Genomic DNA, 26,356 nt, shown 5'->3' on the forward strand with positions numbered 1-26,356 from the left:
GGATCAGGCCAGCCCGCGGATCGTGCGCGCGGGCGGCCGCGTCCCTTGGATCGACGCGATCATCTCCAGCACCTGCCGGGTGCGCTTCACCTCGTGCACCCGGAACACCTTCGCCCCTTCGGCCACCGCCCAGGCCGTCGCGGCGAGGGTCCCGTCGACCCGCTCCGCGAGTTCCACGCCGAGCGTCTCGCCGACGAAGTCCTTGTTGGACAGCGCCATCAGCACCGGCCAGCCGGTGTCGGCCAGCTCCCGCGCGTGCCGCAGCAGCGCCAGGCTGTGCCACGTGTTCTTGCCGAAGTCGTGGGTCGGGTCGATCAGCACCCCTTCGCGCGGGACGCCGAGCGCGACGACCGCCTCGGCGAGCGCCGAGGTCTCCGCGACGACGTCGGCGACGATGTCCGGGTAGCGGACCCGGAACGGGCGGGTGCGCGGGACGGCGTTCCCGGTGTGCGAGCAGACGTAACCGGTGCCGAATTCCGCCGCGACCTCGGCCAGCTTCGGATCGGCGCCCGCCCAGGTGTCGTTGAGCAGGTCCGCGCCCGCCTCGGCCGCGCGCCTGCCCACCTCGTGACGCCAGGTGTCGACGCTGATCACCAGGTCGGGGTGCAGTTCGCGGATCCGTTCGACGAACGGGACCACCCGTCGGATCTCTTCCTCGACGTCGACGTCCGCGCCGGGGCCGGCCTTGACTCCGCCGATGTCGACGATGTCCGCGCCTTCGGCCACCGCTCTGGCGACCGCCGCGAGCGCGTCCGGATCGGCGAAGGTCGCGCCCTTGTCGTAGAAGGAATCGGGGGTTCGGTTGACGATCGCCATGACCAGGGCGCGGTCCCGGGCGACGCGGCGTCCGCGGAAGGTCAGCTCGTTCACGAACCGATCGTAGGCGAGCGGGCGGTTTCGAAGGAGAGTGCCGCCCAGCGGGAAGAGATCGGATCTTTCTTGACGCGAGGTCGAAGACGCGAGTAGACGTTGTCCCACAAGGAAATATCGCCGTTCCCCAGCGCAGGAAAGGGCCTCGAATGTCACCGGATCCTCTTCGCGCGGCACGCCTTTCGCGGCGCACGGTACTGGCGGGGACCGCGGGCGCCCTCGGCGCGCTCGCCCTGCCCGGCGTGGCGGGCGCGGCGCCGGTGGACCTTTCGCGGGCCGTCGTCGATTCGACGATGAAGCGCTGGACTCCGGCCACCCTCGGCGGCTGGGGCTACACGCGCGGGCTCTACCTCTACGGCCAGTACCTGGTGTACCGGCGCACCGGCGAGCAGGCCTACCTCGACTACATCCTCGCCTGGTACGACCGGTTCGTCACCGAAAGCGGGATCTCGAACGGTTTCACCAATCTCGACGCGATGCGCTCCGGACAGATGTTCCCCTTGCTGTACACCGAAACCGGGCAGGCGAAGTACAAGACCGCGGCGGACCAGCTGCGCGCCCGGTTCCCGGCCTATCCCCGGACGTCCGACGGCGGGATGTTCCACGCCACGAGCAAGACCGGGCAGCTGTGGGCGGACGGCGTGTACATGGCGCAGCCGTTCCTCGCGCTTTACGGCAAGACCTTCGGCGATCCCGGCTACTGCTACGAAGAGGCCGCGAAGAACGTCCTCGTGTACTTCGACCGGCTCAAGGCGCCCGCCAAGGGCCTGCTCTACCACGCTTACGACGAAGACGGCTCGGAACCGTGGGCGTCGGGCGCCGGACGGCATTCGAAGTACCACTGGGCCCGCGCGATCGGCTGGCTCGGCATGACGGCGATCGACCTCCTCGAAACCCTGCCCGCCGGACACCCGAGACGACGGCGTCTCGCCGACATCGTCCGGTTCCTCGCCGCGGGCTACACCCGCTGGCAGGACCGGGCTTCGGGCCGCTGGTTCCAGCTCGTCGACCGGGGCGGCGACAAGGACAACTGGCTGGAGACCTCGGCCTCGGCGATGTACACCTTCCTGCTCTCCCGTGCCGTGGAACGCGGCTACATCGGCGCGGAGTACGGACCGGTGGCCGCGAAGGGCTATCGCGGGGTCCTGTCGCAGGTTTCGACCGGATCCGACGGATTGACCGACATCGCGAACATCTCCGAGGGCACCAATGTCGGCGACACCGCGTATTACTACGGACGTAAACGCAACACCAACGATTTCCACGGTCTCGGCGCGTTCCTCATCATGAATGAGCAACTCGCCCACTGAGGTCGCCGCCCCGGCCGAAGGACACCTTCCCCGCGCCCGACCTGGGGAAAGTGTCCTTCGGCCGTTTTCGGGGCCAGTGCCGGGTATTGACGGGAGGCGCTAACATCGCACGCTGCGACGCCCACTCCCAGGAGGGACGACCGGATGCGCGAGACGCCAACCCAGGCTTCTTATACCCGGCTCGAACTCGGTGACACCAGCACGATCCCGGTAGGTGTGACGGTTTCTCCGCACGTCTCATTGGTTTCGATGCTCGTCGAGGTGGTCGGCGGGTACGACCGCGGCCTGCCCGCCGCCTGGCGCCGCCAGGTCGGCTCGGCGATCCCCGAGCAGGGATACCGCGCGGCGAGCGCGCTCGCCCGCCGGGGCACTTCGGTGCAGCCGGACTTCATCGTCCCGATCAGCCCCGGCGAGGACTCCTCCGCCGCGGCGCAGGCGGAAATGCTGCGCGACCTGACCGAAGCCGACGTCCTGAAGGGCATCGAAGAGGTCTTCGGGGACCGGTTGCCCGCGCAGTGGCGGCAGGCCGCCGACCATCCGAGACGGTGGGTCGCCTCCCTCGCGGACGCCTTCACCGCGACCCGGCTGGCGACCGAGAACCTGTGGGCCAAGGCCAGGCCCCTGCTCGACCGCGAGATCGAACGGATCGGGGTCGCCTCCGTCCGTGGCGGGACCGACGCGGTGCTCGGCCTGCTGCGGCCCCATTTCCGGTTCAGCAACGGCTCCCTGTTGCTGCCCGACGCCGAACCGGCGCGGTACACCACCCGCGGCCGCAAGCTGATCCTCGTCCCGATGCTCGCGGGCTGCCGGTCGGCGGTGTCCAACTTCGACGAAGAGGACGCCATCTGGATCGGCTATCCCCTGCCGGGACTGGACGGCCTGCTCGAGACCGGCAGGAACGAAACGGCTCCCGGTGTCGACGGGCTCGACCTCGTCGTCGGCGCCCACCGCGCGAAACTGCTGCGGCACCTCGGGAAACCCGCCCGGATGGGCGAGATCGCGAATCTCCTGTCGTGTGCCGCGAGCACCGCGACGTACCACTGCGAGCAGCTCGTCTCGGCGGGCCTGATCCAGCGGCACCGCGAGGGTCAGGTCGTCCTCGTGGTCCGGACGCCTCGCGGTGACGCGCTGGTGGACCTGCTCTCATGACCGGCGCGGCGGTGGGCCGAAGGGGACTTTCACCGCATGCGATGCGCGGAAAGCGTCCTTCACCGCGTGAGACGAGGCGAAGGACGCTTTCAGCCCGGCGGTGTCCCTAGACCTTCTGCAGCCCCGGCTTCCCGGCTTCCACCACATAACTGCGGTCCGCGGCCAGGGTCACCTTCGAGAAGTCGTACTCGGTGGTGTCCGAGACCGTCATGAAATCGGCCCGCATCTGCGTTTGCGACGCCGTCACCCGCACGTAGCCGCGCTTTCCCCGGCAGTACTTGATGTGCGGGTTGTTCGAGAGCCACGTCGACGACGGGTCGGTCGCGGTGTCGCTGTTGCTCGTGACCGAGGTCGTCACCAGCTCCGAACCGAAAACCGGGTCGTTGTGGTTGAAGTAGTCGCGGCGCAGGTCGGCCGCCCAGTGCCGGTGGACGTCGCCGGTCAGCACGATCGGGTTCGGCACCTTGCGGTCCACGATGCCCTTCGCGATCCGGTCGCGGGAGGCCTCGTAACCCTGCCAGGAATCGGGACTCTCACAGGTCGCCTTGTTGCCGTCACCGTCGCGGGTGGCGAAGAAGACCTGCTGGCCGAGGAAGTCCCACTTCGCCGGCTGCGTCTCCAGCGCCTTCAGCAGCCACGCTTCCTGCGCGGTGCCCAGGATGCCGCGCGACGTCGACCGCATGTCGGTGCACGACGGGCCCGCCGAACCGGAGGGGTCGGGCACCTGCGCGCTGCGGTACTGCCGGGTGTCGAGCATGTGGAACCGCGCGAGGTTGCCCCAGCCGAATTGCCGGTACAGGCGGATCGACGCACCGCTCGGCTTGGCGGTGGACCGGATCGGCATGTTCTCGTAGAAAGCCTGGAAGCCTGCCGTCTTGCGGTCCGCGGTGGCCGGGCTGGTGGTGCCGTTCCAGTTGTTCATCACCTCGTGGTCGTCGAAGACCACGATCCACGGCGCCATCGCGTGCGCGTTCTGCAGGTCGGCGTCGGTCTTGTGCTGGGCGTGCCGGGCGCGGTACTGCGCCAGCGTCTTCACCTCGTCGGTGAAGGCCAGTGCGCGCGGATTCCGTTCGGCGGCGGCGCGGCCGGACTTCTTCTCGTACATGTAGTCGCCGAGGAACAGCACCAGTTCCGGATTGTCGGCGAGCATGCCCTTGTACGAGTGGTACCAGCCCTCCTCCCAGTGCTGGCAGGAGGAGAAGCAGTACTTCAGCTGATTGACCGCGGCACCGGCCGCGGGGGCGGTCCGGGTCCGGCCGACCGGCGAAATGTAGCCACTGGTCTTGAAACGGTAGAAGTATTCACGTCCCGGTTCGAGTCCGACCGGTTCGATGTGCACGCTGTGCCCGGAGGCGCGGGCCGCGGTCGCGGTGCCTTTCTGCGCGATCGAAGAGAACGCCTGGTCGTTCGCGATTTCCCAGTCCACTGTGTACGAAGCGTCCGGCATTCCGCCGAAACCGTCGGGGTTCAGCGGCGCGGGAGCGAGCCGCGTCCACAGCACGACACTGTCCGGCAGGGGGTCACCCGAGGCGACACCGAGCTGGAACGGGTCGCGGATGGCGGGCGCCGCCGCCAAGGTTCTCGCGTTCGCCCACGAAGGCACCGTCGACGACAGCGCCGCCGCCGAAACCGCCGCGGCTCCACCGAGGAGTACCGCCCGCCGATTCACCTGGCCCATGAAAATTCAACCTTTCGAAGTGGGGAAAGAACGGGGAGGGATTTCACGCGGCGTAATCGGTGATGCCGCCACTGCACGCTTCGAGCGTCGGATTCGCGGCGGCGTTGGCGACGCAGACCTTGTAATAGACCCACGATCCCTTCGCGACCGGGACGGCCTTGTCGACGTGGGTGCCGTTGCCGCCGGAAGCCCAGACGTAGAACGGGCCGGCGCCACCCTTCAGCCAGTAGGCGACCACGGCGGACTTGCCGTCGGCGTCCTTGTCGTAAACCAGGAAATGAGCATCCGATGAACGGAACTGCCCCTCGCCGGCGCAGACGCCGGTGGAGCATTCGGCGCTGCCGGACCCGACCCCGCAGTCGGGGGCGATCCGCTGATCGGAACCCGTGTAGACGTAACCGTCCGAGATGTAGCCACCGAGCGCGGGGACGTAATCCCACAACGTCGTCTTGCCCAGCGGGCCGGTGACCTCGGTCCCGATCGTCTGACAGTCGATGGTCACCGAGGCCCCGTTGGCCACCGTGCGCACCGCGGTCGAGGTGGTGCTCGGGGCGCGGCGCACGTTGAGCGGATCACCCGCCGTCTTCACGGTCCCGGTGGCCGCGGCCAGCGCGGGAGTCGCTCCGGCGAGGCCCAAGGCGCCCGCCGTCGCCAGCACGAGAAAGAAACCGGCGAGCCGCCGGACACTTGAACGCTTCATGACTTCAGCGTCGACCGGCGTCGTACACATCACGTACAAACCGGGCAGGTGTCTGCACATGCATGCGAATGGATCTAGCCAGCATGGCGGGACGGCAATATTATCGGCGGATATGGGGCTCCTGCCGTATTGGCGGTTTAGGTGACTATTCTCGGGTTTCGCGTTCTCGGTCCGCTCGAAGTGGCGGTGGACGGACAAGTGGTGCCGCTCGGCGGCCCCAAACCCCGTCTGCTGCTCGCCGCTCTCCTGCTTCAACCCAACGTCGTCGTCTCCACGGAACTGCTGATCGAGGTCTTGTGGCCCTCGTCGGCCCCGCGTTCCGCGGCGGCGAACATCCGCACCTACGTCCACTCACTCCGCAAACGTCTCGCCGACCACGATCCCGAACTGGGGGAACGCATCGGCAGCCGGGCGTCCGGCTACATCCTCAAAGCCACTCCTGGGGAGATCGACCACATCAGGTTCGGCGAATTGGCCGCCCGCGCCCAGGACGCGCTCGGCCGTGGGGAAGCCGAATCCGCTCTCGACCTGCTGGACCAAGCCGAAGCGCTGTGGCGCGGGGAAGTCCTCGAAGGGCTCCCCCACGACCACGGCTGGGGCGCGACCGTGGCCCGGCTGACGGAATTGCGGCTCGCGGTCCAGGAACAGCGGCTGCGCGCGAGGATCGACCTCGGCCGCACCGCCGAAGCCGTCGCCGAACTGCGCGGCCTGGTCACCGAGCATCCCCTGCGCGAAGAACTCTGGCAGCAGCTGATCGTCGCGTTGCGGGCCGACGGCCGCACGGCCGACGCGATCGAGGCCTACGAGACGGCCGAGAAGGTGCTGGCCGAAGAACTCGGCACTGAACCAGGGCCGCGGCTGCGGGAGCTGCGGGCTTCGCTGGTCTTGGCGCCTTCCCTGGCGTCGGACGCCGTGGCCGTCGCGCTCGTCCGGCCCGCGGCGCCGGTCTGTCAGTTGCCGCTGGACCTGCCGGACTTCACCGGCCGCGACGAGGTGGTCGGCGAGCTCGTCGACCTCTTCCGCAACCGTCGCGAGCAGGGGAAACCCGCGATCGCGGTGCTTTCGGGGGCGCCGGGGATCGGCAAGTCCTCGGTCGCGATCCGGGTGGCGCACGCGGTCCGGGAGGACTTCCCGGATGGTCAGCTGCACGTCGATCTCGCCGGGACGTCGTCCTCGCCCCGGCTCCCGATGACCGTGCTCGCCGAGTTGCTCCGCGCACTGGGCGTCCCCGACGCGGGGCTCCCGCGCGATCTTCCCGAACGCGCGGCGCTGCTGCGATCCCGGCTGGCGACGCTGCGGATGGTCGTCGTCCTCGACGACGCCGGCAGCGCGGCGCAGGTCCGGCCGCTCCTGCCCGGCGCGGGCGCCTGCGCGGTGCTGATCACCAGCCGGGTGCGGATGCCGGATCTGGCCGGGGCCACCCCGGTCGACGTCGACCTCCTGACCGAGGCCGAAGCCGCGAAGCTGCTCGAAGGCATCGTCGGCGCCGGCAGGCTCGCCGCGGAGCCGGAGTCCGCGACCGCGATCCTGCACCACTGCGGGTATCTGCCGCTGGCGATCCGGGTCGCCGGGGCGAAGCTGACCCACCGGCCGGGCTGGACGCTGCGCGTACTGGCCGACAGGCTTCGGGACGAAAGACGAAGACTCGACGAACTCCGTGTCGGTGATCTGGCCGTCCGGGCCAGTGTCACGCTCAGCTACGACCTGCTGCCGATGTCGGCGGCGAGCGCGTTCCGCGGCCTGGGTGGACTCGGTTCGGTCCAGTTCCCCGCCTGGGTGGTCGCGGCCCTGCTCGGCCGCGCGCACGCGGACGACGTCCTCGACGTGCTCGTGGACGCCCACCTCGTCGAGCTCAGCGGCTCGGACGGCACCGGCGAGCCCCGTTACCGCCTGCACGATCTGCTGCGGTGTTACGCCGCCGAACTGCGCGCGCACGACATCCCGTCGAAGGCGCACGACGCCACGAAACGGGTGCTGGAGGGGTATCTCGCGCTCGCGCTCGAAGCCGCGGACCGGATGCCGATCCACTTCTTCGGGCTCTACCGGGACGACACGGCCGTTCAGCCCGCCCTCCCGCCGGGAACCGGGCACCTGATCGAGGATCCGGCCGCGTGGTTCGCCGCCGAACGGCACACCTGCGTCGCCGCCGTCTCGCTGGCCGCCGACCTCGGCTTCGACGGACTGGCCTGGCGGCTAGCCGCCGCGCTGGCGCCGTACTTCGACCAGCGCGGCCACCAGGACGACTGGCTGCACACGCACGCCGTCGCGCTGGCCGCCGCTCGCCGGTCCGGCGAGCTTCGCGGGGAGGCGATCATCCAGCGCAACCTCGGCCAGGTCCAGCTGTACCAGGACAGTTACGCCGAGGCCCTGATCGCGTTCGAGCAGTCGCAACTGCTGTTCGACAAGGTCGGCGAGGCGCGGGGCGCGGCGATCGCGCTGGCCGGGCTCGGCACCGTGCTGCGGATCAAGGGCGAGGACACCGTCGCGCTGGAGCGCTGTCACGAGGCGCTCGACCAGTTCTCGGCGGCCGGGGACCCGCACGGCGAGGCCGTCTCGCGGATCGCGATCGGCGCGGTGTGGCTGGCCCGGCGCCGGTTCCCCGAGGCGGAACAGTGGTTCACCGAAGCGCTCGAACAGTCCGCGCGGATCGGCGACCGGCACCGGGAGGCGCACGCGTTGAAGCGGCTCGCGATGCTGAGGCAGCATCAGGGCAATCTCGCGGGCGCGCGGGAACGGGTCGACCGCGCCATCGCGATCTTCAACGAACTGGGCGACGACCATTGCGTCGGCTACGCGAACCAGAACCTCGGCGAGCTGTATCTGCACAGCGGCGATCTGGCGCACGCGCAGCTGCTGCTGGTCAATTCGCTGAGCGTGCACCGGCGCAACGGGGACCGCCGGTCCGAGGCCGAGGTCTCGCAGTTGCTGGGGGAACTGCACGAGGCGCTCAGCCAGCCCGAGCGATCGCGGACCTATTCGGAACGCGCGCTGGCGTTGTGGCGGGAGCTTTCCGCGCGGCCACAGGAATCCGCGCTCGCCTCGCGCTTGCAGGAGTCCGCCGAAGCGTCCTACGGCGACTCCGCGAGCGCCTGACCCTTTCACCAGTCGGCACCTGAACGCGGGTTCACCCACCGCGATCAGGTGCCGATTCGCGTTTGTATCGATCGTGTACAGGTCCCGGAGAAGCTCCCTTCGTAGCAACCGAGAGTGCTTGAAGGGAGACCGGAATGGTCCGGACCGTGAAGGCCCGCCGTGTGATGGCGGCCGTGCTGGCCATGGGGGCGGTCACCGCGCTGGCCGCCGGCCCCGCGAACGCGGCGCCTGAGGGAACCTGGCGCGCCGATCTGTCCACTGTGGATGGTGACGACGTCAACGTCCGCAGTGACGGCGGCGTGCTCAGCCTGGAAAACGCCGCCTGGCACAGAAAACCCGACTCCATCGGCAGCCAGGGCTACCTGCTGCTGGCCGAGCAGCAGCTCGGGAAGCCGGTCAACCGCGTCACCGCCCAGGTGACCGCCGACGCGCCGAAGGGCACCGAGGTCGAGGTCGACGTCCGCGGCAAGCTCAACTCGAACGACTGGACGGAGTGGACGCCCACCGAGGGTGGCGCCGCGCAGCTGTCCACTTCGGTCTCCACGGTCCAGGTCCGCATCGGACTGCGTACCGTGAACGACGGCGTGACCGCGAAGGTCAGCGACGTCACCCTCCAGGGTGAGCTCGGCCCGCAGGTCAACGCGATCGGCGCGGCGGCGGCCCCGCTGACGTACAAGGTGTTCGGCACCCGCGAAGGTCTCGTCGGCGGCACCACCGCCAACGGGCACGTGATCAAGTCCCGCGACCACTTCGTCGCCCTGCCCTCGGGCCGCGGTCTCGCGCCGAAGAACACCGGCAACTACACCGTGCGGATCTGCCGCACCGACAACAGCCGCTGCGAGTACGCGCCGGTGTGGGACGTCGGCCCGTGGAACACCAAGGACGACTACTGGAACCCGTCGGCCACCCGTCAGATGTGGAAGAACCTGCCGCAGGGCAAGCCCGAGGCGCAGGCCGCGTACCAGGACGGCTACAACGGCGGCAAGGACGAGTTCGGCCGCAAGGTGGCGAACCCGGCGGGGATCGACCTCGCGGACGGCACCTTCTGGGACGGCCTGAAGATGACCGACAACGGCTGGGTCAACGTCTCCTACCTGTGGACCGGCTCCGGCCCGACCGGCGTCGTCAGCACGGCGGGCGACCCGATGAACGTCCGGGCGTCGGCGAGCACGAGCGCGGCGATCAAGGGCCTCGCGGCGAACTACGCCAAGGTCAACATCGAATGCTACGTCGAGGGCGACACCGTCACCGGCAAGTTCGGCACCAGCAACATCTGGGACCGGATCGGCCCGGGGCACTACATCTCCGACACCTACCTGCAGACCGGTTCGGATCTGCCGGTCGCACCGAAGTGCTGACGCACTCCTGATCGCGAAGGCCCGGCGTACCCCATAACGCCGGGCCTTCGCCCTTTTATGTGCCGCTGATCGGCGCTCCTATTCACAACCATGAATGGTCTTCACAAGCGCGTAATCGTCGTGCGAAACTCCCGTGACGCATTTCCCACTGACGAATGGCGGGCATTGTGAGCGTTTCCCGGCGAACCCTGCTGACTACCGCTGCCGGAGCCGCCGTCGCGGCGACGGCGATCGCCCCGGCCGCCAGTGCGGCCGACGCGCCAAGGACTTTCCGCCGGGCCGCCGACTACGCGGTGACCAAACTGCGAGCCGTCGCTCCCGGCGTGACGACCTTTCCGGAGATCACCCGGTTCGAGAAATGGACCTATTCCGCGAAAGGTGGCTGGATCGGCGGTTTCTGGCCGGGAACGTTGTGGCTCGCCTCGATCTACAGCGGCGATCCGCGATTCCGGACCCTCGCGGCGGCGTCCGCGGAAAAGCTCGCGCCGCGTCAGTACGAAACGAGCGATCACGATCTCGGATTCCTGTTCTACCCGTCCTGGGTGACCGGCTGGCGGCTCACCGGCGACGAGAAATGGCGCACCGGCGCGCTCAACGCCGCCGCGTCGCTCAGCCGGCGCTACAACGAAAAAGGGAAATTCATCCGGGCGTGGGGCGCGCTCGGCACACCGGGCAACGCCGGGCGGGTCATCGTCGACACGATGATGAACCTGGACCTGCTGACCTTCGCGAGCAAGCAGACCGGTGACCGGAAGTACCTCGACATCGCGATCTCGCACGCGAAGACCACCGAACGGGTCTTCGTTCGCCCGGACGGTTCGACCCCGCACGTATTCGACTTCGACCCGGACACCGGCGCCGAGATCGGCCCGAACTCCGTGCAGGGCTACAGCCCGACGTCCTGCTGGTCGCGCGGTCAGGCCTGGGCGATCTACGGATTCACCACGATGTACCGGCGTTCCGGCGACCCGCTGTTCCTGCGGACCGCGCAGCGCCTCGCCGACTTCGCGCTCCGAGCCCTGACGCCGGACAACGTGCCGGTGTGGGACTACCTCGCGCCGCAAGCGCCGCACGACATCAAGGACTCCTCCGCCGGCGCCGTGATGGCGTGCGGCCTGCTCGACCTGGCGAAGGTCGCGAACCGGCCGCAATACCGCGAGGCGGCGATCCGGATCCTCACCGCGTTGTGCGACACCTGCCTGACCACGAAGTCCACCCGCGCCGAGGCGATCATGGCGCGAGGCACGCGCAACCGTCCGGCCGAGGACGGCGTCGAGGTCTCGTTGCCTTACGGCGACTACTACCTGCTGGAGGGCATCCTTCGGGTGCTGATGCCGAAGGAGATCGAGAAGGCGATCGACCTCTCGATCGTCTGACGCGTGATGCCCGCTCGGCGCTTCGGGGCCGCGCGGACGGGTTGCGAAAGTGGCTTTCGCAACGTTGAAGGTTGCGAAAGTGGCTTTCACGACACCGCATGCGCCACCTGGCGACGATCGCGACCAGGTGACCACTCGCGCGGCGCGACAGGGCGGCCGCGGCGCTCGCTCGCGCACCAACTTCAGGTGTCGCGAAAGCCACTTTCGGGACACCAGATGTCTCGAAAGTGGCTTTCACAACACCCACGACCTCCGGCGGCATCCCTTCGGCCGGGCCTCGCGAGTGGTAAGTGTCGTTCTGACGGACTTTGTATTTACCTACCCGCTGGTGTGATCGGCGGTCGAGTGATGCCGATACTGGAGGCCGGTGCGGTCGACGGGGGAACCGCCACCCTCGCGCAGGTCAGGCGTAGGTCGGTGAATGCCGATCCGCCCCAGCGACACTTACCACTCACGACCAACCCGACTCAGTGCGCGTGGTGACCTTCGTGCCCACTGTGTCCTTCGTGCCCACCGTGGTGAGCGTGCACCTTCGCGTGCCCCAGTCCGCGACCGATCATCCACTTGTTCACCGGCACCGTCAGCACGAACGCGACGGCCAGCGAGAACGCCAGCGCGCCCCAGAACAGGAAGCTCCCCAGCCCGGCGTCCATGGCGCCCGGCACCACCACCATGACCCCGTTGTCGACGATCTCCATGACCGCGATCGACACGGTGTCGGCGGCCAGCGCCACCTTGAGCGCGGCGCCGAACGCGAGGCCCGACTTCAGCACGCCGCGCATGGTCAGCGCGTAGCCGAAGACGAAGGCGAGCGCGACCGAGAGCACGATCGTCCCCGCGTTGTGCAGGCCGAGCGCCGTGCCGATCACCATGCCGAGGACCTCACCGATCGCACAGCCGGTGAGGCAGTGCAGGGTCGCCGACGCCGCCATCGACCAGCTTGCTCCATGCCGTGTCTCGTTCATGCGGGGAATATACCCCCCGCCCGTATTTACGGCTCAGTGATCCGCGTCTCCCGATCGCTCAGCGTCACCCCCGTAGGCCGACCCGGTAATCAGCCCAGGTCGATGAACTCACTTCAGTAACCCTTTGCGCTCATCCGGTTGACCGGGGTAACCGAAGACCTTAGTTTCGCCGGAGGTCTCCACCGCGCGCAGACCGATCGGCTGTTTTCAGGTAGTTCCGTGACTTTGGGGTGGAGATGCGAGGGCCGACGAAGACGCTCGTCGTGGCCACTGTGCTCGCTTTGGGCATGGTGTTCGGGCTGACCGGCTGCGGCGGTGACGAACCCGAGGGGATGGCCGCGAAACCGATCCGGATCGCGTTCGTGCCGAAGGTCGCGGGCATCCCGTACTTCGAGGCGATGAACGCCGGCGGGCGCGCCGCGGCCAAGCAGCTCGGTGTCGAATGGAGCTCGACCGGTCCGACCACGGTGGACCCCGCGGCGCAGGTCTCCATCGTGCGAACCCTTGTCGACCAGCGCGTCGACGTCATCGCGATCGCGCCGAACGATCCGAGGGCCATCGCGCCCGCGATCACCGACGCGCGCGCCAAGGGTGTCCATGTGATCACTTCGGACACCGACGCGCCCGGCACCGATCGCGAGCTCTTCGTCAACCAGGCGACCCCGGAGGGTATCGGCAGAGCGCTCACCGACGCGCTGATGAAGAAGATGGGCGGCGCGGGCAAGTACGCGATCGTCTCCTGTGGCGAGACCGCCGAGAACCTCAACGCGTGGATCGCCGTTCAGCGTGCGTATACCGCTACGGAGTATCCCCATGCGCAGCTCGTCGAGACGGTCTACGCCGGTGAGGACAAGGACAACGCCACCACCCTGGCCAAGGACCTGATGACCAAGTACCCGGACCTCACCGGCCTGGTCGGCGAGTGCACGACGTCCGCGCCCGGGGTCGCCGAGGCGGTCCGCTCACAGCAGAAGATCGGCCGCGTCTTCACCGTCGGCGTCGGGACACCGCAGGCCATCAAGCCGTACCTGCTGGACGGTTCCGCGTCGCTTTCGGTGCTGTGGAACGTCGAATCGCTCGGCTACCTCACCGCCTGGGCGGGCAAACAGGTCGCCGAGGGCAAACGGCTCACCCCGTCGAACAAAGTCAACCTCGAACTCCCGGCGATCAAGTACGAAGAGAACCGGAAGACCGTCCTGCTGGGCGACCCGCTGCTGATCACGCGCGAGAACGTCGACCAGTTCAAGTACTGACTCACCGGGCCCGCCGCACGGCACCCGCCGCCGCTCCCCCGCCGAGGATCAGGACCAGCGCGGTCAATCCCCACCGCCGCTTCTCCTTCGTGCGGGCGTGCGGGTCGGCCTGCGCCGCCGTCTTCTTCTCCTTGGGCGCGGCACCGCGAGACGGCTTCGTCGGCACCGGCGCGGGCGGCGGGACCACCACGCGCGGGGGTGCCGACGTAGGCGGCGGCGAACTCGGGGAGGACGTCGGCGTCGGGCCAGGACTCGACGACGGAGTCGGGCTGGGCGACTGGGTCGGCGAGGGAGTCGGGGTAGGTGTGGGAGTCGGAGTCGGGGTGGGATTGGGAGACGGCGTAGGCGTAGGCGAAGGTGTCGGAGTGGGTGTGGGCTTGGGCGGCTCGGGTTTCGGTGGCTCGGGAGGCGCGATGAGACAGCCGGCGGCGTCCGAACCCGCCAGTGGCGGACCCGAACGCACCTCGGTCACCTCCCCGTCGCGGTCCAGCCGGTACAGCACGCTGCGGCCGCCGATCCGGTTCGCCGTGGCGTACAGGGCACCGTCACGCGCGAGCACGACGGAGCCGTAGACGTCGGCGGGTGGGAACCGGGCGTCTTCGGCCTCACGGACCTTGCCGGACGCCGGGTCGATGGTGATCACGGCGCCTTTTCCGCGCCAGGTGGTGGAAACGCCGTAGAGCAGTCCGTTGTGGTAGGCGAAATCGTTGACGTCGTGGGCGAGGCTGATCGGCCGCAGGAACGCCGTCCGGACCACCCGCAGGAACCGCTCCCCCGGTGTCAGGTCCACTGTGTACAGTGTGCCGTTCCGCAGCAGGTACCAGGAATTCCCGCCGATCGCGCCGGCGGTCACCCCGGCGACGGGACTCCACACCGGCAGCCGGTTCCCGGCGCGGGTGATCGGGCCGAGATCCTGGGTGCGCCCGTCGCGGTCGATCGTCACCGCGTGCGCGCCGCGGCTGAGTCCTTCCGCGACACCGAAGACCAGATCCCGCGTCGCGGAGTAGCCGAGCGCGTTGAGCCGGTACCCCGGTTCGGTCACCCGCGACGTGGTTCCCGAGCCGACGTCGATCCACCGCAGCTTCGACTTCCCGTACGAGCCGGTCTCCGCCTGCACCACCAGGCAGGACTCCGCGGCCCGCGCGGCCATCGGCGCCAGCAGCGCCGACGCGCCGACCAAGCCGGCGACGGCCGCCGTCGCCGCCGCCCGCGTCACCCCGTCCACGGTCCCCGCCCGCTCAAGCGAGCCTGGCCAGCGCGGCGGTGAACGCGTCGGGCGGGATCCGCACCCCGCCGCCGAACGGGTTCTGCAGCTGGTAGATCGCGAACAGCAGCAGCGTGACCGTACCGGCCAGGGTGGACACGATCACCAAGTGCGCGGCCAGCCGGGTGCCGCCGAAGAGGTTGGGCAGCAGCACCGAGATGAGGCTGCCGAGGATGAGCGCGAACCAGACGACACCACCGACCCGCCCGCCCTCGACAGCGTTGAGCCGATCCTGCCGGGCCTCGTAGACCTGCCAGAGCTGGGCGGACGCTTCGGTCTTGCGTTCGCGGAGCCAGTCATCGTCCGAAGAGGCCTTGTCGACCGCCTTGCGCAACCGGTCGAGCTGCGACCAGCCGGTGTCGGAGACGAACTCGCCGCCGCCCGCCATCTGCGGCCACTCCTTCTTCTCGACCGTGGAGATGTAGTCGGCGCTCAGCTTCCGGACCTCTCCCTTGACCTCGTCCCCCAGTGAATCGGCGGCCCAGACGGCGGCGACCAGGCTGTCCGCCTCGTGGTACGAGCCTTCGCGCGCCGCACTCGCGGAGTCGAACAGGGAGATCAAGATGAAGGCGACCAGGACGGCGTGCAGCCCGCCGACGATGGTGAACACCTGGCCCGCGGCGTCGTTGTTGTCGGGCCGCCCTTCGTCCCAGCCGAACTTGCGGACGAGGTAGCCGACGAACCCCGCGAGTGCCGCCGCGCCGACGACCCAGGCGATGCCGGTCAGGTAAATACCCATTCGACTCCCTCCGTGCGATGAGTGCTGAAGCTAGTTCACGGTTCGCCGCGCGGAAAAGACCGGTTGAATCAATTCATTCCTGCGGCGGAGCAACCCAGGTCGATCATCACCGGCTCGGCCCAATTTCTCATATCGCGAAACGAATTCCGCCACGCCCTGGAAAGGCGTGTCACCGCTCGGAGAGCACGGCTTCACGACCGGGTGAGGACCGGCCACTGGACGTCACTGAAGTAGCGCTATACCGACATTTCGAGCAGCTCCGTAGCCCGAACGGCCGCCGGTCACCGCCGCGTACGGCCCAGTCCGGCAAACAGGTGAACCTCCCCTGAGACCCGATCGAGTTGTTTGTCCGGGCATTACCGCTTGCTATGTTGATTTTGCACCCACTCCACCCGAATGAGTATCCGCGAATTGCGAGAACAGCAGTTCACCGGGTCGCCTGCCGGTTGAGTAATCCGTCGACTACGAGACTGAAAGGGAGTCCGTTGACGACCATCGACACCCGTGCCGGTACCCGGCCCGCCGGCGAAGTCCTCACCTGGAGCCGGAATCTGCTCGACCCGGCGCTGCGCGAGGCCGTCGACGGCCTGCCCGACTCGATGCGGATCATCGCCGGCTACCACTTCGGCTGGTGGGACGAACAGGGCCGGCCCTCCACTTCGGACGGCGGGAAGGCGTTACGGCCCGCGCTCGCGCTGTTGTCGGCCCAAGCGGTCGGCGGTGACGCCGAAGTCGCCGTGCCGGTGGGGGTCGCGGTCGAGATGGTGCACAACTTCTCGCTGCTGCACGACGACGTGATGGACCGCGACACCACCCGGCGGCACCGCCCGACCGCGTGGACCGTCTTCGGCACGGGTGCCGCGATCCTCGCCGGGGACGCCTTGCTGTGCCGCGCCTTCGAGGTGCTGGCGCCGTTCGGGCAGACCGCGCTGCGGGTGCTGAGCTCCGCCGTGATCGACCTGCTGGAGGGACAGAGCGCGGATCTGAAGTTCGAGGAACGCGGTGACGTCGACACCGCCGAATGCGTACGCATGGCCGAGGGGAAGACCGGCGCGTTGCTCGGGGCGTCCTGCACGCTCGGCGCGCTCGCCGGGGAAGGGAGGCAGGATCAGGTCGACCGGCTGACCGAGTACGGGAGGGCACTCGGGTTGGCGTTCCAGCACATCGACGATCTCCTCGGGATCTGGGGCGATCCGGAGGTGACCGGGAAACCGGTCCACTCGGATCTTTCCAACCGGAAGAAGTCCCTGCCGGTGGTGGCCGCGCTCCACTCCGGGACCGAAGCCGGGCGAGAACTGGATGCCTTGTACCGCAAGGAAAACCTCGACGCCGCGGAATTGCCCCACGCGGCGGAGCTGGTGGAACGGGCGGGCGGCCGGGCATGGAGCCAGGAGCAGGCCGACGCGCTCCTGACCGGCGCGCTGCACCATCTCGCCGTCTCGAACCCGGTGCCCCGCCCAGGCGCCGAGCTCGCGGCCCTCGCGAAACTGGTGGTGCGGCGACGTTATTGAAGACCGGGCGCGGAAAGGCAGGGGTGGGCCGGTCGAAACGGCCCGGCCCACCCGCTGTCGACCCGAGGGGGTCAGCGCCCGGGGCGGGTCAGTCCCTGATCACCGGCGCCCCGGCTGAGGACGACCTCGTCGGTGGCCTTGAGCGCTTCCGCGCCGTCGTCCCCGCTCTGCCCGGCGGTCAGGTCGAGCAACCGGATCGGCGGGCCGAGCTGGACCAGTGTCGGCACGTACTCGGCCTTGTCGACCTTCCAGCGTTCGCCATCCCGTACGAACCGGAACCGCGCGGCCGCGCCCTGTTCGGTCGAGCCCTTCGGCTCCGAATGCCGGGCGACGCTGTTGCCGAGGCCGTAGGCGACCCATTTGCCGTTGATCTGTTCGAAGGGCTGCACGACGTGCGCGTGGTGGCCGATGATCAGGTCGATCGAGTCGTCGCCGAGGAGTTTCTTCGCCAGTGAGCGCTGTTCGGCGGTCGCGTCGTGCTGGTACTCGGTGCCCCAGTGCAGGCTCGCGACGACGACCTGGGCGCCCGCCTTCCGCGCCGCCTTGGCCTGGGCGATCACGTCTTCGGCGTCGATCTGGTTGACCAGCCAGGGCTTCCCCGCGGGCACCTTGATCCCGTTGAACCCGTAGGCGAAGGAGATCTGGGCGACCTTGACGCCCTTGACGTCGACGATCAGCGGCTTCTTCGCCTCTTCCGCCGAACGCGCCGAGCCGGTGTGCTTGATCCCTGCTTCGTCGAGCTTGTCGAGCGTCCGCTTCGCACCCTCGGCGCCTTGGTCGATCGTGTGGTTCGACGCCGTCGAACAGTTGTCGTACCCGGTGTCCTTGAGCGCGTCGACGATCTCGGGCGGCGCGCTGAACGACGGATACCCGCTGTACGGCCCGCCCTTCGGGGCGAGCGGGGTTTCGAGGTGGCAAATGCCGAGGTCGGCCCCGGAGATCAGCGGTTTGATCCCGGCCAGCAGCGGCCGGTAGTCGATCTCGCCCTTGCCGTCCTCCTTGGCCTGATCGGTCAGCGCCGGGTGGATCAGCACGTCACCGGTGGCGACCACGGTGAACGACCCGTCCGGCGCTTGGCTCGACTGCGGCGGCGCCTCGGACGCGGCGGGCGACTGCTGCTGCTCGGGGGCGGAACTACAGGCGGCGAGCACCAGGGTGGCGCCGAGGAGAGCGGTGGTCTTGCGGGCGCGGGAGCTGAACATGGATTCCCTCGATCGGGTGACTGTCCCATTCATCCTGCCTTACGCCGAATGGGTACGACACTCAACCAAAGTCAACAAGAACGATCGGACAGACATCGGACAAGTTCGTCGTGACTACTCGTCGAGATACCCGGCTTCTCACGTGGGATTTGTACGACCACAGCCGTCTTCTGTGACTCAATCGCGCCTTGACGTCACCCGGAAGAGTGTTTAGTAATACGAGTCACACTCTTCCGCTTCGTCCTGGGAGCATCCGATGTCCACAGCTTCGCACAGGTCCCTGCCCTGGCGCATTGTTGGTTCTTGTTTGATTGCCGGTGTCGTGTTGACCGGCTGCTCCTCCGGGAAGGAGACCGCCGCGCCGCAGCAACAGGCCCCCGCGAGCGGCAAGGTCACCCTCTTCTACCTGCAGAAACAGGGCGACCAGCAGTACTTCGTCGAGCAAGCGCAGGGCGCGCAGGAGAAGGCGAAGGAACTGGGCGTCGAGCTCAAGGTCGTCAACCTCGGGCAGGACGCCAACAAGGCGATCACCGAACTCGACGCCGCGCTCGCCCAGGGCGCCAACGGCATCGCGATCGTCGTCCCGGACCAGGCCATCGGCCCGCAGGTGCTCGACAAGGCCAAGAGCGCGGGCATCCCGATCATCGCCTCCGACGACGTGATCAAGGACGGCGGCGGCGCGAAGTCGCCGTTCGTGGGCTTCAACGGCTCACAGATGGGCGATTCGGTCGGCAAGGAGGCCGCGAAGCTGTTCAAGGCGGCCGGCTGGACCGCGGCCGACACCAAGATCATCAGCGCCTACAAGCAGGACCTGACCGTGTGCTCGGACCGCGTCTCGGCGGCGAAGGCCGCATTCGATAAGGACGCGGGTGCCCAGGTCCCGGTGATCGAGGTCGGCACCGACAACACCCCGGTCGACGCGCAGAACCGCACCGGCGCGGTGATCGGCTCGAACCCGGGCGTCAAGCACTGGGTGGTCTGGGGCTGCAACGACGAGAACGAGACCGGTGCGGTGACCGCGCTGGCGAACTCGGGCGTCGCCGCGAACGACATCATCGGCGTCGGCCTCGGCGCATACCTGACCTGCAAGGACTGGGCCGCAGGCAAGGACACCGGCAACAAGTCGGCGCTGTTCATCTCCGGTGCCGAGGTCGGCCGCACCGCGATCCAACTGCTCGTGGACAAGGTGAAGAACTCCAAGGAGCTGCCCCCGGAGACGATCGCGAAGACCCAGATCGTCACCAAGGACAACTACAAGCAGGCCGGCGTCAACTGCATCTGATCCCGCGTGGAGGCGTTTCCATGGCCACATCCGAACCCGCGGCGGCGCTGACCGCCGAAGGGATCAGCAAACGGTTCTCCGGGGTGACGGCGCTCGACGGCGTCACCCTGGACTTCCGGCCCGGCGAGGTGCTCGCGCTGATGGGCGAGAACGGCGCCGGGAAGTCCACCCTGCTGCGGGTGCTGTCCGGCGACCACGGTCCCGACGACGGGCATCTGCTGATCGGCGGCGGTCCCGTGACCTTCGACAGCCCGCGTGCCGCGATGGCCGCCGGGATCCGGGTGATCTACCAGGAGCCGGAGATCATCCCGCACGTTTCGGTGGCGGAGAACGTCTTCGTCGGCGAACTGCCCGCGCGGGGACGGCTGGTCAACCGCCGGACCCTGCACCGGATGACGCAGGAAGCGTTGCGGGAGTACGGGTTCGAGGGCGTGTTGCGGCCGGAGACGCTCGGGAGCAGGCTGTCCGCCGCGCAACGACAGCTGGTCGAGATCCTGCGGGTGCTCACCGCGAAGACACCGCCGAAGGTGATCGCGTTCGACGAGCCGACGTCGTCGCTGTCCGAACACGAGGTCGACGCGTTGTTCGCGCTGATCCGGCGGCTGCGCGACAGCGGCGTGGCGGTCGTCTACGTCTCGCATCGGATGAAGGAGATCTTCCAGCTCGCGGACCGGGTGGCGGTGCTGCGCGACGGCAAGCTGATCGGGGTGGAGGACGCGGCCGCCACCGACGAGAACCGGCTGGTGCGCATGATGATCGGCCGCGATCTGTCCACTTTGGAGCGACGGGTCACCCAGGAGACCGGCCGGGTCGTGCTGCGGCTCGACCACGTCACCACCGACGACGTCACGGACATCTCGCTTCAGGTCCGCGCGGGCGAGGTCGTCTGCCTCGCCGGTCTGGTCGGCGCCGGGCGCTCGGAGCTCGCGCACGCGATCGTCGGCGACCTGCCGGTGCGCTCGGGCACCGTCGAACTGGACGGGAAACCGTTGCGTGCCCGCACTCCCGGCGACGCGGTCAAGGCGGGGATCGGGTTCGCGCCGGAGGAACGCAAGACCGACGCGTTGCTGATGCAGCGGTCCGTACGGGACAACGTCTCCATCGCCGTGCTGGACCGGCTGCGCCGGTTCCGGGTGGTGCGGCGGGCCAAGGAACGCGAGCTCGTCGAGGAGTACGTGCGCGAACTGCGGGTGCGGACACCGTCGATGGAGCAGGAGGTCCGCAAGCTCTCCGGCGGCAACCAGCAGAAGACCGTCCTCGCCCGCTGGCTCGCGCGACGCCCGAAGCTGCTGATCCTCGACGAGCCGACCCGCGGTGTCGACGTCGGCGCGAAGGCCGAGATCTACCGGATCATCGACGGTCTCGCGGCCGAGGGCATCGCGCTGCTGGTGATCTCGTCCGATCTGCCCGAGGTGCTGAGCCTCGCCGACCGGATCGTCGTCCTGCGCGCCGGCCGGGTCGCAGGCGTACTCGGCCGCGACGACGCGACCGAGGAAGCCGTCCTGACCCTGGCCATCCCCGCCACCGAACCCGCTGCCGAAGAAGACCTGGAGATCGTCTCGTGAGCACCCCCACGCGCACCGAATCCGAAGAACGGGCTCCTGCGGCGGAGACCGGGCACGTCTCCCCCGTGCGGCGGGTGCTGACCGCGATCGGCGTGCAGAACTCGAGCCTGCTGCTCACCCTGATCGCGCTGGTGATCCTGATGAGCTCGCTGAACGAGAACTTCCTCCGTACCAACAACCTGCTGCTGATCGGCAGCGCGATCACCATCATGGGCCTGCTGTCGCTCGTGCAGACCCTGGTGATCATCCTCGGCGCGCTGGACATCTCGGTCGGCTCGATGGCCGGGCTCGCGTCGGTGGTTTCGGCGATGGTGTTCACCTCGACCGGCTCTTCCGCGGTCGGGACACTCGCCGCGATCGGCGTCGGCGTGGTGTGCGGCCTGGTCAACGGCATGATCATCATCTTCGGCCGGGTCAACCCGGTGGTCGCGACGCTGGCGATGCTGGCGACGTACAAGGGCATCGCGCAGGTGGTCTCGGACGGCAAGGCGCAGGGCTACACCGGCGCCGACGACCTGTTCATCTTCCTGGCCAAGGGTTCCATCGCCGGGCTGCCGACGCTGGTGTGGGTGTTCCTGCTCGTCGCGGCCGTCCTGCACTTCCTGTTGCGCTACACCGACATCGGCCGCAACATCTACGCGATCGGCGGCAACGACACGGCCGCGCGGCTGGCCGGGATCAACATCAACCGCTACATCATCGGCGTGTACGCCCTCGTCGGGGTGGTCGCGGCGATCGCGGGGCTGCTGATCACCGCGCGCACCGGATCCGGGCAGCCGACGTCCGGCTCCGAAGGGCTCGAACTGCTGGCCGTCACCGGCGCCGCGCTCGGCGGCACGATGCTCAAGGGCGGCAAGGGATCCATCATCAGCACCGTGCTGGCGGTGATCATCCTGGGCGTGCTCAACAACGGGATGTCCGGGCTCGGCGTCAACCCCTTCTGGCAGAACATGGCCACCGGCTCGCTGCTCGTCGTCGCCGTCGTGCTCCAGCAGGTCCGGAGCGGGGAACGCCGGGTCGGCCTGCCCGTATGACCCGGCATGCCCGGATCGTCGACGAACTGGGCAGGCTGATCGTCTCCGGCGCCCTCGGGACCGAGCGGCCGATCGTGCCGGAGGAACTCGGCCGCCGCTTCTCCGCGTCGCGCACGGTGGTGCGGGAAGCGTTGCGGGTGCTGGAATCCAAGGGCATGGTGACGGCGCGGCCGCGGGTCGGCACCTGGACGCGGCCGCCGGAGCACTGGGACGCGATCGACCCGGACGTCATCGCCTGGCGGGTCGCCGGGCCCGACCGCCCCCGGCATATGGCGGACCTGTACGAACTGCGGCTGGCGATCGAACCGCAGGCGGCGAGGATGGCGGCGTGGCACCGTCGTCCGGACGAACTCGCGGTCCTCGTCGCGACGTACGGGCTGATGGCCGACGCCGCCGATCTCCGCGCTTTCCAGGAGGCCGACAGCGCCTTTCACGCGGCGCTGCTCCGCGCGTCCGGCAATCCGTTGATCGCGCAGTTGCACGTTCCGGTCGTCGCGGCACTCGAAGAGGTCCCGGGCGACGACGTGCTCGCGGCGCATTCGCTCGTGGTGGCGATGGTGCTCGGAAAGGACGCCGACGGGGCGGAATCGGCGTCGCGCCGATTGCTGGAAACCGTTGTGCCGCCGCTCGATCACGCGTGTCGTCCGTCTGATCACGCGTGTCGTCCATCCAGTCACGCGTGTCGTCCGTCCGGACACGCCGGCCCGGCTTGCGGTATCGGCGAACTCGCGTGATCAGGTGGACGACACGCGTGATCAGGTGGACGTCAGCCGGGCAGGGGCTCCTAGCGCCCGACTCGCATGGCCCAGCTCGGACCGCCGGCCCGGCTAAGAGGAGGCGCCGAACTCTGCGGAAACGTACGCGGACCGACGGCCTTCACCGGTACCGGGTAGAGGCCTTTCCGGAAGCGGCCGTTTTCGAACAAGACGACCATGGCGGCGTCTTCGCCGCCGACCCACACCTCGAGACAGCGGCGTCCCGCGCGATATCCGGCGTCGTAGGTCGACAGGCTCGAACTGAACCCGATCGTACTGCCGTCTTCGAAGCCGACCGAGATCGCCGGAAGGCGGAGGTCGTTCGCGCTGAAGACCTCGATGTCGATGACTTTCGCGGCGTACCAGCCGGTCTTCCGCACGGACTTGGCTCTTCTGTCCCAGCCGACCCAGGCGGTCAGACTGCCCACGATCCCGAGGGCCAGTGGAATGCCGAAGAGAACCACGAGCCCCGGTGAACCGGTCGCCAGTGAGGACCACACCACGAGACCGAACGCCACGGCACAGGCACAAAAGGACGGGATGGCCAGGAGGCTCATGGTGTGAAAACGCTGGGGCAGTACCTCGAATCCGGGCTCCCGTGCGACGGCTGTTTCCGTGGGAAGCCCGGTGCCGACCGCGGCTTCGCCTATCTTGCGGCTGTGTCGCAGAGCGATGGCGCACGCGATCGCGGCGGTGAGCAGCGAGACCGACAGGATGCCGTCGACCACGAATTCGGTGCTTCCCGCCCAGTCGGCGGGGCCTTTCTCGGTGAGACCGAAGCAAAGCCCGAGGAAAACGGCAAGGAAGAGCATGATCCCGCCAGCGGCCACCAGGAAGGATGTACGCCGCCGATCCATGAGCATCGGCACTGAAGGCTGAGCGGCCACGGGAGCTCCTTCGGGGTCGACGAACACCATGCCGACCAGACTTCCCGGCGCTCCTCCTTGGAGAATAGCCGAATCGCGTCACGAGCGGAACGCGCAGCGGCCTCAGGAAAGACAGTCGGAGGGATCGCCGCGTCGCAGGGCCGGGTCCTCTTGGGTGAAGGTCCGCGCTACTCCGGGCCCGCTGGACCGCGTCTCGAAACGGACGGTCACGCGCCCGTGCCCGGCGCCCTGCACCCAGCCGCTCCCGTGCTCCTCGTGCACGACGTCATCGCCAGGCCGCCAGCCCGAGAACACGACCGGAGCGGGTTCCTTCGAAACCGACGTCTCCGAAGCTTCGGAAACGGGGACTGACAAGGTGAACAGCGGATCCTGATGCGGCACCGAAAGCCCGGAGAACGCGACGCCCGCCAGCCGGACCCCGCCGAACTCCGTCGGGTCGATCAGCAGCCTTTCCGCCATCGAGGCGAGCTGGTCGAATTCGTCGGTGGGCGAGGCCATCGTCTCCGAACGGGTCACCGTGCTGAACGTGGTGTCCCGCAGTTTCACCACCACCGTCCGGGCCACCTTCCCCGCGTTCACCAACCGTTTGTGCGCGTGGACGGCGAGGTCGCGGACCTCCCGCCGCAGGCTCGGCAGGTCGATCAGGTCCCGGTCGAAGGTCGTCTCCGCGCTGACCTGCTTGAGCTCCGCGCGGTCGGACACCGGCCGGTCGTCGACGCCGGTGGCGAGGCGCCGCAGGTCCCGGCCGACCACACTGCCCAAAGTGGACACCGCGTCGGCGTCGGAGAGCGCGGTCAGCTGCCCCAGCGTCCGGACGCCGATCGCCCGCAACTTCCCTTCCGCCACCGGGCCGATCCCCCACAGCACCCTGGTCGGCAGCGGGGCGAGGAAGTCGCGTTCGGTGCCCTGGTCGACGACGAGCAGCCCGTCCGGTTTCGCCAGATCCGAGGCGACCTTCGCGACCTGCTTCCCCGACGCCGCCCCGATCGACGCCACCAGCCCGATTTCCGACCGGATGTGCTCCCGCAGGCGGGTGCCGAACTCCCGCACCTCGGCCGACGAAGCCCCGGCCAGCGAAGGCGGTTCCGCGAAGGCCTCGTCGAGGGAGATCCTTTCCAGCACGGGCGCGTACTGGGCGACGAGGTCGAACACCTGGGTGCTCAGCAGTTCGTACAGTTTGAACCGCGGCGGCAGGATCACCCCGTTGGGCGGCAACAACCGTCGTGCCTGCGACATCGGCATCGCCGACTTGATCCCGTGTTCGCGTGCCTGGTAGCTCGCCCCGGCGACCACGCCGCGCGGGCCCGCGCCGCCCACCAGGACGGGCCGCCGCGCCAGCGTCGGCCGGGTCAGCTGCTCACAGGAGGCGTAGAACGCGTCCATGTCGAGGTGGATGACCCACCGGTCATGCCCGCCCATCGCCCGGTACCTCGAGAAGACGGTGCAGGGCCTTCGTGTACTCCTCGAACGCGGCCCGGCCCCGGGTGGTCAGCTCGACCAGCGTCACCGGTGTGCGATGTTCGAAGGCCTTGGTGATCTCGACGTAGCCGGCGTCCTCGAGTTTGCGCAGATGCGTCGACAGATTGCCGGGCGTCATGTCCAGCAGTTGCTGCAACCGCGGGAAAGTGATGCTGTCCCCCTGCCCCAGGCTCGACAGCGCCACGGTGACTCTCAGCCGTGCCTGCGCGTGGATCACCGGATCGAGCTGCGGCAGCCCGTCTTCGCTCATCGCGACCGCACCAGGAACACCAGTGACGCCACCAGGAAGCCCCCGCCGCCCGCGAGACTCAGGACGAGGAAGTTGTGCGGTCCCCCGGCCAGCACGCTCGCCGCGCCGCAGGCGATGATCCACACGCCTAGGCCGTACTGAAGCTTGCTCTGCCACAGCATTCCGCCCGCGAGGTACATCAGGCCGGTCAGCATGAGCGAGGTCCCGGACCACAGCAACGGGATCAGGTCGGTGTCGAGGCCGAGGCGGATCAGGGCGGTGTTCACCACCGTCAGCCCGCCGAACGCGATCATCCAGCTCCAGCCGTACATCGCCCCGACGAGCCGGGACGGCCCGCGTACGCCGCGGCCCGCGCGGATGCCGTAGATCGCCGAGTACGCCATGGCGCCGACGAACCCGGCGATGGTGATCGTCGCGGCGACCCACATCGGCATCAGGGCGGTGGGCGGAGCGGAGACGTAGATGAGACCGAAACCGAACAGCCACACCAGACCCCAGACGGCGAGCAGCACGGCCGGGTTCGGCCCGATCTCGCGCCGGGTCTTCTCCGTTTGACTGGCGATGAGCGCGAGCGATTCCTCGGGCGTCATCGGCCGCGCGTCGTCGTGCTCATCCTCCACCACCTCGGAAAACTAA

The 26,356-nt window shown here is 68.7% G+C and carries 22 protein-coding genes; 11 read left to right on the forward strand and 11 right to left on the reverse strand.

Annotated features, from left to right (window positions below):
* Positions 1-3: 3 nt before the first annotated feature.
* Complete coding sequence (gene folP, locus ACFWMR_RS11840) at positions 4-870, reverse strand: dihydropteroate synthase (protein ID WP_093936048.1); 867 nt, start codon at positions 868-870, stop codon at positions 4-6.
* A 149-nt stretch (positions 871-1,019) separates the two neighbouring features.
* Between folP and ACFWMR_RS11845 the strand changes: the two genes are divergently transcribed.
* Both ACFWMR_RS11845 and ACFWMR_RS11850 read left to right on the forward strand, forming a co-directional pair.
* A complete protein-coding gene (locus ACFWMR_RS11845; RefSeq protein ID WP_378378347.1) occupies positions 1,020-2,180 on the forward strand; it encodes a glycoside hydrolase family 88/105 protein in 1,161 nt (386 codons plus the stop codon).
* A gap of 144 nt (positions 2,181-2,324) precedes the next feature.
* Entirely contained in the window at positions 2,325-3,329 is a 1,005-nt protein-coding gene (locus tag ACFWMR_RS11850) for a winged helix-turn-helix domain-containing protein (protein WP_378378348.1), read from the forward strand.
* A 106-nt stretch (positions 3,330-3,435) separates the two neighbouring features.
* On the opposite strand, the gene ACFWMR_RS11855 is transcribed toward ACFWMR_RS11850, so the two are convergent.
* Together ACFWMR_RS11855 and ACFWMR_RS11860 are read right to left on the reverse strand one after the other, a co-directional pair.
* A complete protein-coding gene (locus ACFWMR_RS11855) occupies positions 3,436-5,007 on the reverse strand; it encodes an alkaline phosphatase D family protein (RefSeq protein WP_378378349.1) in 1,572 nt (523 codons plus the stop codon).
* Between the two features lie 43 nt (positions 5,008-5,050).
* Positions 5,051-5,707 (reverse strand): hypothetical protein, encoded by a 657-nt coding sequence (locus ACFWMR_RS11860; protein ID WP_093936044.1) that lies wholly within the window; start codon positions 5,705-5,707, stop codon positions 5,051-5,053.
* 141 nt (positions 5,708-5,848) lie between these two features.
* Between ACFWMR_RS11860 and ACFWMR_RS11865 the strand changes: the two genes are divergently transcribed.
* From ACFWMR_RS11865 to ACFWMR_RS11875, 3 genes are all read left to right on the forward strand, one after another.
* A complete protein-coding gene (locus ACFWMR_RS11865; protein ID WP_093936043.1) occupies positions 5,849-8,800 on the forward strand; it encodes an AfsR/SARP family transcriptional regulator in 2,952 nt (983 codons plus the stop codon).
* A 134-nt stretch (positions 8,801-8,934) separates the two neighbouring features.
* Entirely contained in the window at positions 8,935-10,158 is a 1,224-nt protein-coding gene (locus ACFWMR_RS11870) for a hypothetical protein (RefSeq protein ID WP_093936042.1), read from the forward strand.
* A gap of 167 nt (positions 10,159-10,325) precedes the next feature.
* Positions 10,326-11,534, forward strand: coding sequence for a glycoside hydrolase family 88 protein (locus tag ACFWMR_RS11875; RefSeq protein ID WP_378378385.1), 1,209 nt, complete (start codon positions 10,326-10,328; stop codon positions 11,532-11,534).
* A 467-nt stretch (positions 11,535-12,001) separates the two neighbouring features.
* On the opposite strand, the gene ACFWMR_RS11880 is transcribed toward ACFWMR_RS11875, so the two are convergent.
* On the reverse strand, positions 12,002-12,466 hold the full coding sequence (locus ACFWMR_RS11880) for a DUF4396 domain-containing protein (RefSeq protein WP_378378386.1): 465 nt from the start codon (positions 12,464-12,466) through the stop codon (positions 12,002-12,004).
* A 269-nt stretch (positions 12,467-12,735) separates the two neighbouring features.
* On the opposite strand from ACFWMR_RS11880, the gene ACFWMR_RS11885 reads away from it, so the two are divergent.
* Positions 12,736-13,752, forward strand: coding sequence for an autoinducer 2 ABC transporter substrate-binding protein (locus ACFWMR_RS11885; RefSeq protein WP_378378350.1), 1,017 nt, complete (start codon positions 12,736-12,738; stop codon positions 13,750-13,752).
* A 1-nt stretch (position 13,753) separates the two neighbouring features.
* Here ACFWMR_RS11885 and ACFWMR_RS11890 read toward each other — a convergent pair whose 3' ends face one another.
* Together ACFWMR_RS11890 and ACFWMR_RS11895 are read right to left on the reverse strand one after the other, a co-directional pair.
* Positions 13,754-14,968, reverse strand: coding sequence for a DUF6923 family protein (locus ACFWMR_RS11890; RefSeq protein WP_378378351.1), 1,215 nt, complete (start codon positions 14,966-14,968; stop codon positions 13,754-13,756).
* A 22-nt stretch (positions 14,969-14,990) separates the two neighbouring features.
* On the reverse strand, positions 14,991-15,755 hold the full coding sequence (locus ACFWMR_RS11895; RefSeq protein WP_093932105.1) for a bestrophin-like domain: 765 nt from the start codon (positions 15,753-15,755) through the stop codon (positions 14,991-14,993).
* A 485-nt stretch (positions 15,756-16,240) separates the two neighbouring features.
* Here ACFWMR_RS11895 and ACFWMR_RS11900 point away from each other — a divergent pair, with 485 nt between their 5' ends.
* On the forward strand, positions 16,241-17,266 hold the full coding sequence (locus ACFWMR_RS11900) for a family 2 encapsulin nanocompartment cargo protein polyprenyl transferase (RefSeq protein ID WP_378378352.1): 1,026 nt from the start codon (positions 16,241-16,243) through the stop codon (positions 17,264-17,266).
* 71 nt (positions 17,267-17,337) lie between these two features.
* Here ACFWMR_RS11900 and ACFWMR_RS11905 read toward each other — a convergent pair whose 3' ends face one another.
* Complete coding sequence (locus tag ACFWMR_RS11905) at positions 17,338-18,468, reverse strand: CapA family protein (RefSeq protein ID WP_378378353.1); 1,131 nt, start codon at positions 18,466-18,468, stop codon at positions 17,338-17,340.
* 322 nt (positions 18,469-18,790) lie between these two features.
* Here ACFWMR_RS11905 and ACFWMR_RS11910 point away from each other — a divergent pair, with 322 nt between their 5' ends.
* The 4 genes from ACFWMR_RS11910 to ACFWMR_RS11925 are packed head-to-tail and all read left to right on the forward strand — an operon-like array spanning position 18,791 to position 23,083.
* On the forward strand, positions 18,791-19,750 hold the full coding sequence (locus tag ACFWMR_RS11910; RefSeq protein WP_244199525.1) for a substrate-binding domain-containing protein: 960 nt from the start codon (positions 18,791-18,793) through the stop codon (positions 19,748-19,750).
* Between the two features lie 20 nt (positions 19,751-19,770).
* Positions 19,771-21,315 (forward strand): sugar ABC transporter ATP-binding protein, encoded by a 1,545-nt coding sequence (locus ACFWMR_RS11915; RefSeq protein WP_378378354.1) that lies wholly within the window; start codon positions 19,771-19,773, stop codon positions 21,313-21,315.
* A complete protein-coding gene (locus ACFWMR_RS11920; protein WP_093932100.1) occupies positions 21,312-22,349 on the forward strand; it encodes an ABC transporter permease in 1,038 nt (345 codons plus the stop codon). The genes ACFWMR_RS11915 and ACFWMR_RS11920 overlap by 4 nt, the downstream gene beginning before the upstream one ends.
* A complete protein-coding gene (locus ACFWMR_RS11925) occupies positions 22,346-23,083 on the forward strand; it encodes a FadR/GntR family transcriptional regulator (protein WP_378378355.1) in 738 nt (245 codons plus the stop codon). Before ACFWMR_RS11920 ends, ACFWMR_RS11925 begins: the two co-directional genes overlap by 4 nt.
* Positions 23,084-23,133: 50 nt before the next feature.
* Here ACFWMR_RS11925 and ACFWMR_RS11930 read toward each other — a convergent pair whose 3' ends face one another.
* The 4 genes from ACFWMR_RS11930 to ACFWMR_RS11945 form a co-directional block, all read right to left on the reverse strand.
* Complete coding sequence (locus tag ACFWMR_RS11930; RefSeq protein ID WP_378378356.1) at positions 23,134-23,991, reverse strand: hypothetical protein; 858 nt, start codon at positions 23,989-23,991, stop codon at positions 23,134-23,136.
* A gap of 102 nt (positions 23,992-24,093) precedes the next feature.
* Positions 24,094-25,410, reverse strand: a complete 1,317-nt coding sequence (locus tag ACFWMR_RS11935; RefSeq protein ID WP_378378357.1) for a DNA polymerase IV — start codon at positions 25,408-25,410, stop codon at positions 24,094-24,096.
* A complete protein-coding gene (locus ACFWMR_RS11940; RefSeq protein ID WP_093932096.1) occupies positions 25,397-25,720 on the reverse strand; it encodes a winged helix-turn-helix domain-containing protein in 324 nt (107 codons plus the stop codon). Before ACFWMR_RS11940 ends, ACFWMR_RS11935 begins: the two co-directional genes overlap by 14 nt.
* The gene (locus ACFWMR_RS11945; RefSeq protein WP_378378358.1) at positions 25,717-26,343 is read right to left on the reverse strand and encodes a hypothetical protein; all 627 of its coding nucleotides are present in this window, start codon (positions 26,341-26,343) and stop codon (positions 25,717-25,719) included. The genes ACFWMR_RS11940 and ACFWMR_RS11945 overlap by 4 nt, the downstream gene beginning before the upstream one ends.
* Between the last annotated feature and the right edge of the window lie 13 nt (positions 26,344-26,356).

It is taken from the genome of Amycolatopsis thailandensis, assembly GCF_042723255.1.
Taxonomy (GTDB): Bacteria; Actinomycetota; Actinomycetes; order Mycobacteriales; family Pseudonocardiaceae; genus Amycolatopsis; species Amycolatopsis thailandensis.

What these genes read in the sequence shown, in the direction of transcription:
- ACFWMR_RS11845 (WP_378378347.1), top strand. Translation starts at nt 1,020, where the DNA reads ATGTCACCGGATCCTCTTCGCGCGGCACGCCTTTCGCGGCGCACGGTA.
- ACFWMR_RS11850 (WP_378378348.1), top strand. Translation starts at nt 2,325, where the DNA reads ATGCGCGAGACGCCAACCCAGGCTTCTTATACCCGGCTCGAACTCGGT.
- ACFWMR_RS11855 (WP_378378349.1), bottom strand. Translation starts at nt 5,007, where the DNA reads ATGGGCCAGGTGAATCGGCGGGCGGTACTCCTCGGTGGAGCCGCGGCG.
- ACFWMR_RS11860 (WP_093936044.1), bottom strand. Translation starts at nt 5,707, where the DNA reads ATGAAGCGTTCAAGTGTCCGGCGGCTCGCCGGTTTCTTTCTCGTGCTG.
- ACFWMR_RS11870 (WP_093936042.1), top strand. Translation starts at nt 8,935, where the DNA reads ATGGTCCGGACCGTGAAGGCCCGCCGTGTGATGGCGGCCGTGCTGGCC.
- ACFWMR_RS11880 (WP_378378386.1), bottom strand. Translation starts at nt 12,466, where the DNA reads ATGGCGGCGTCGGCGACCCTGCACTGCCTCACCGGCTGTGCGATCGGT.
- ACFWMR_RS11885 (WP_378378350.1), top strand. Translation starts at nt 12,736, where the DNA reads ATGCGAGGGCCGACGAAGACGCTCGTCGTGGCCACTGTGCTCGCTTTG.
- ACFWMR_RS11895 (WP_093932105.1), bottom strand. Translation starts at nt 15,755, where the DNA reads ATGGGTATTTACCTGACCGGCATCGCCTGGGTCGTCGGCGCGGCGGCA.
- ACFWMR_RS11905 (WP_378378353.1), bottom strand. Translation starts at nt 18,468, where the DNA reads ATGTTCAGCTCCCGCGCCCGCAAGACCACCGCTCTCCTCGGCGCCACC.
- ACFWMR_RS11915 (WP_378378354.1), top strand. Translation starts at nt 19,771, where the DNA reads ATGGCCACATCCGAACCCGCGGCGGCGCTGACCGCCGAAGGGATCAGC.
- ACFWMR_RS11925 (WP_378378355.1), top strand. Translation starts at nt 22,346, where the DNA reads ATGACCCGGCATGCCCGGATCGTCGACGAACTGGGCAGGCTGATCGTC.
- ACFWMR_RS11935 (WP_378378357.1), bottom strand. Translation starts at nt 25,410, where the DNA reads ATGGGCGGGCATGACCGGTGGGTCATCCACCTCGACATGGACGCGTTC.
- ACFWMR_RS11940 (WP_093932096.1), bottom strand. Translation starts at nt 25,720, where the DNA reads ATGAGCGAAGACGGGCTGCCGCAGCTCGATCCGGTGATCCACGCGCAG.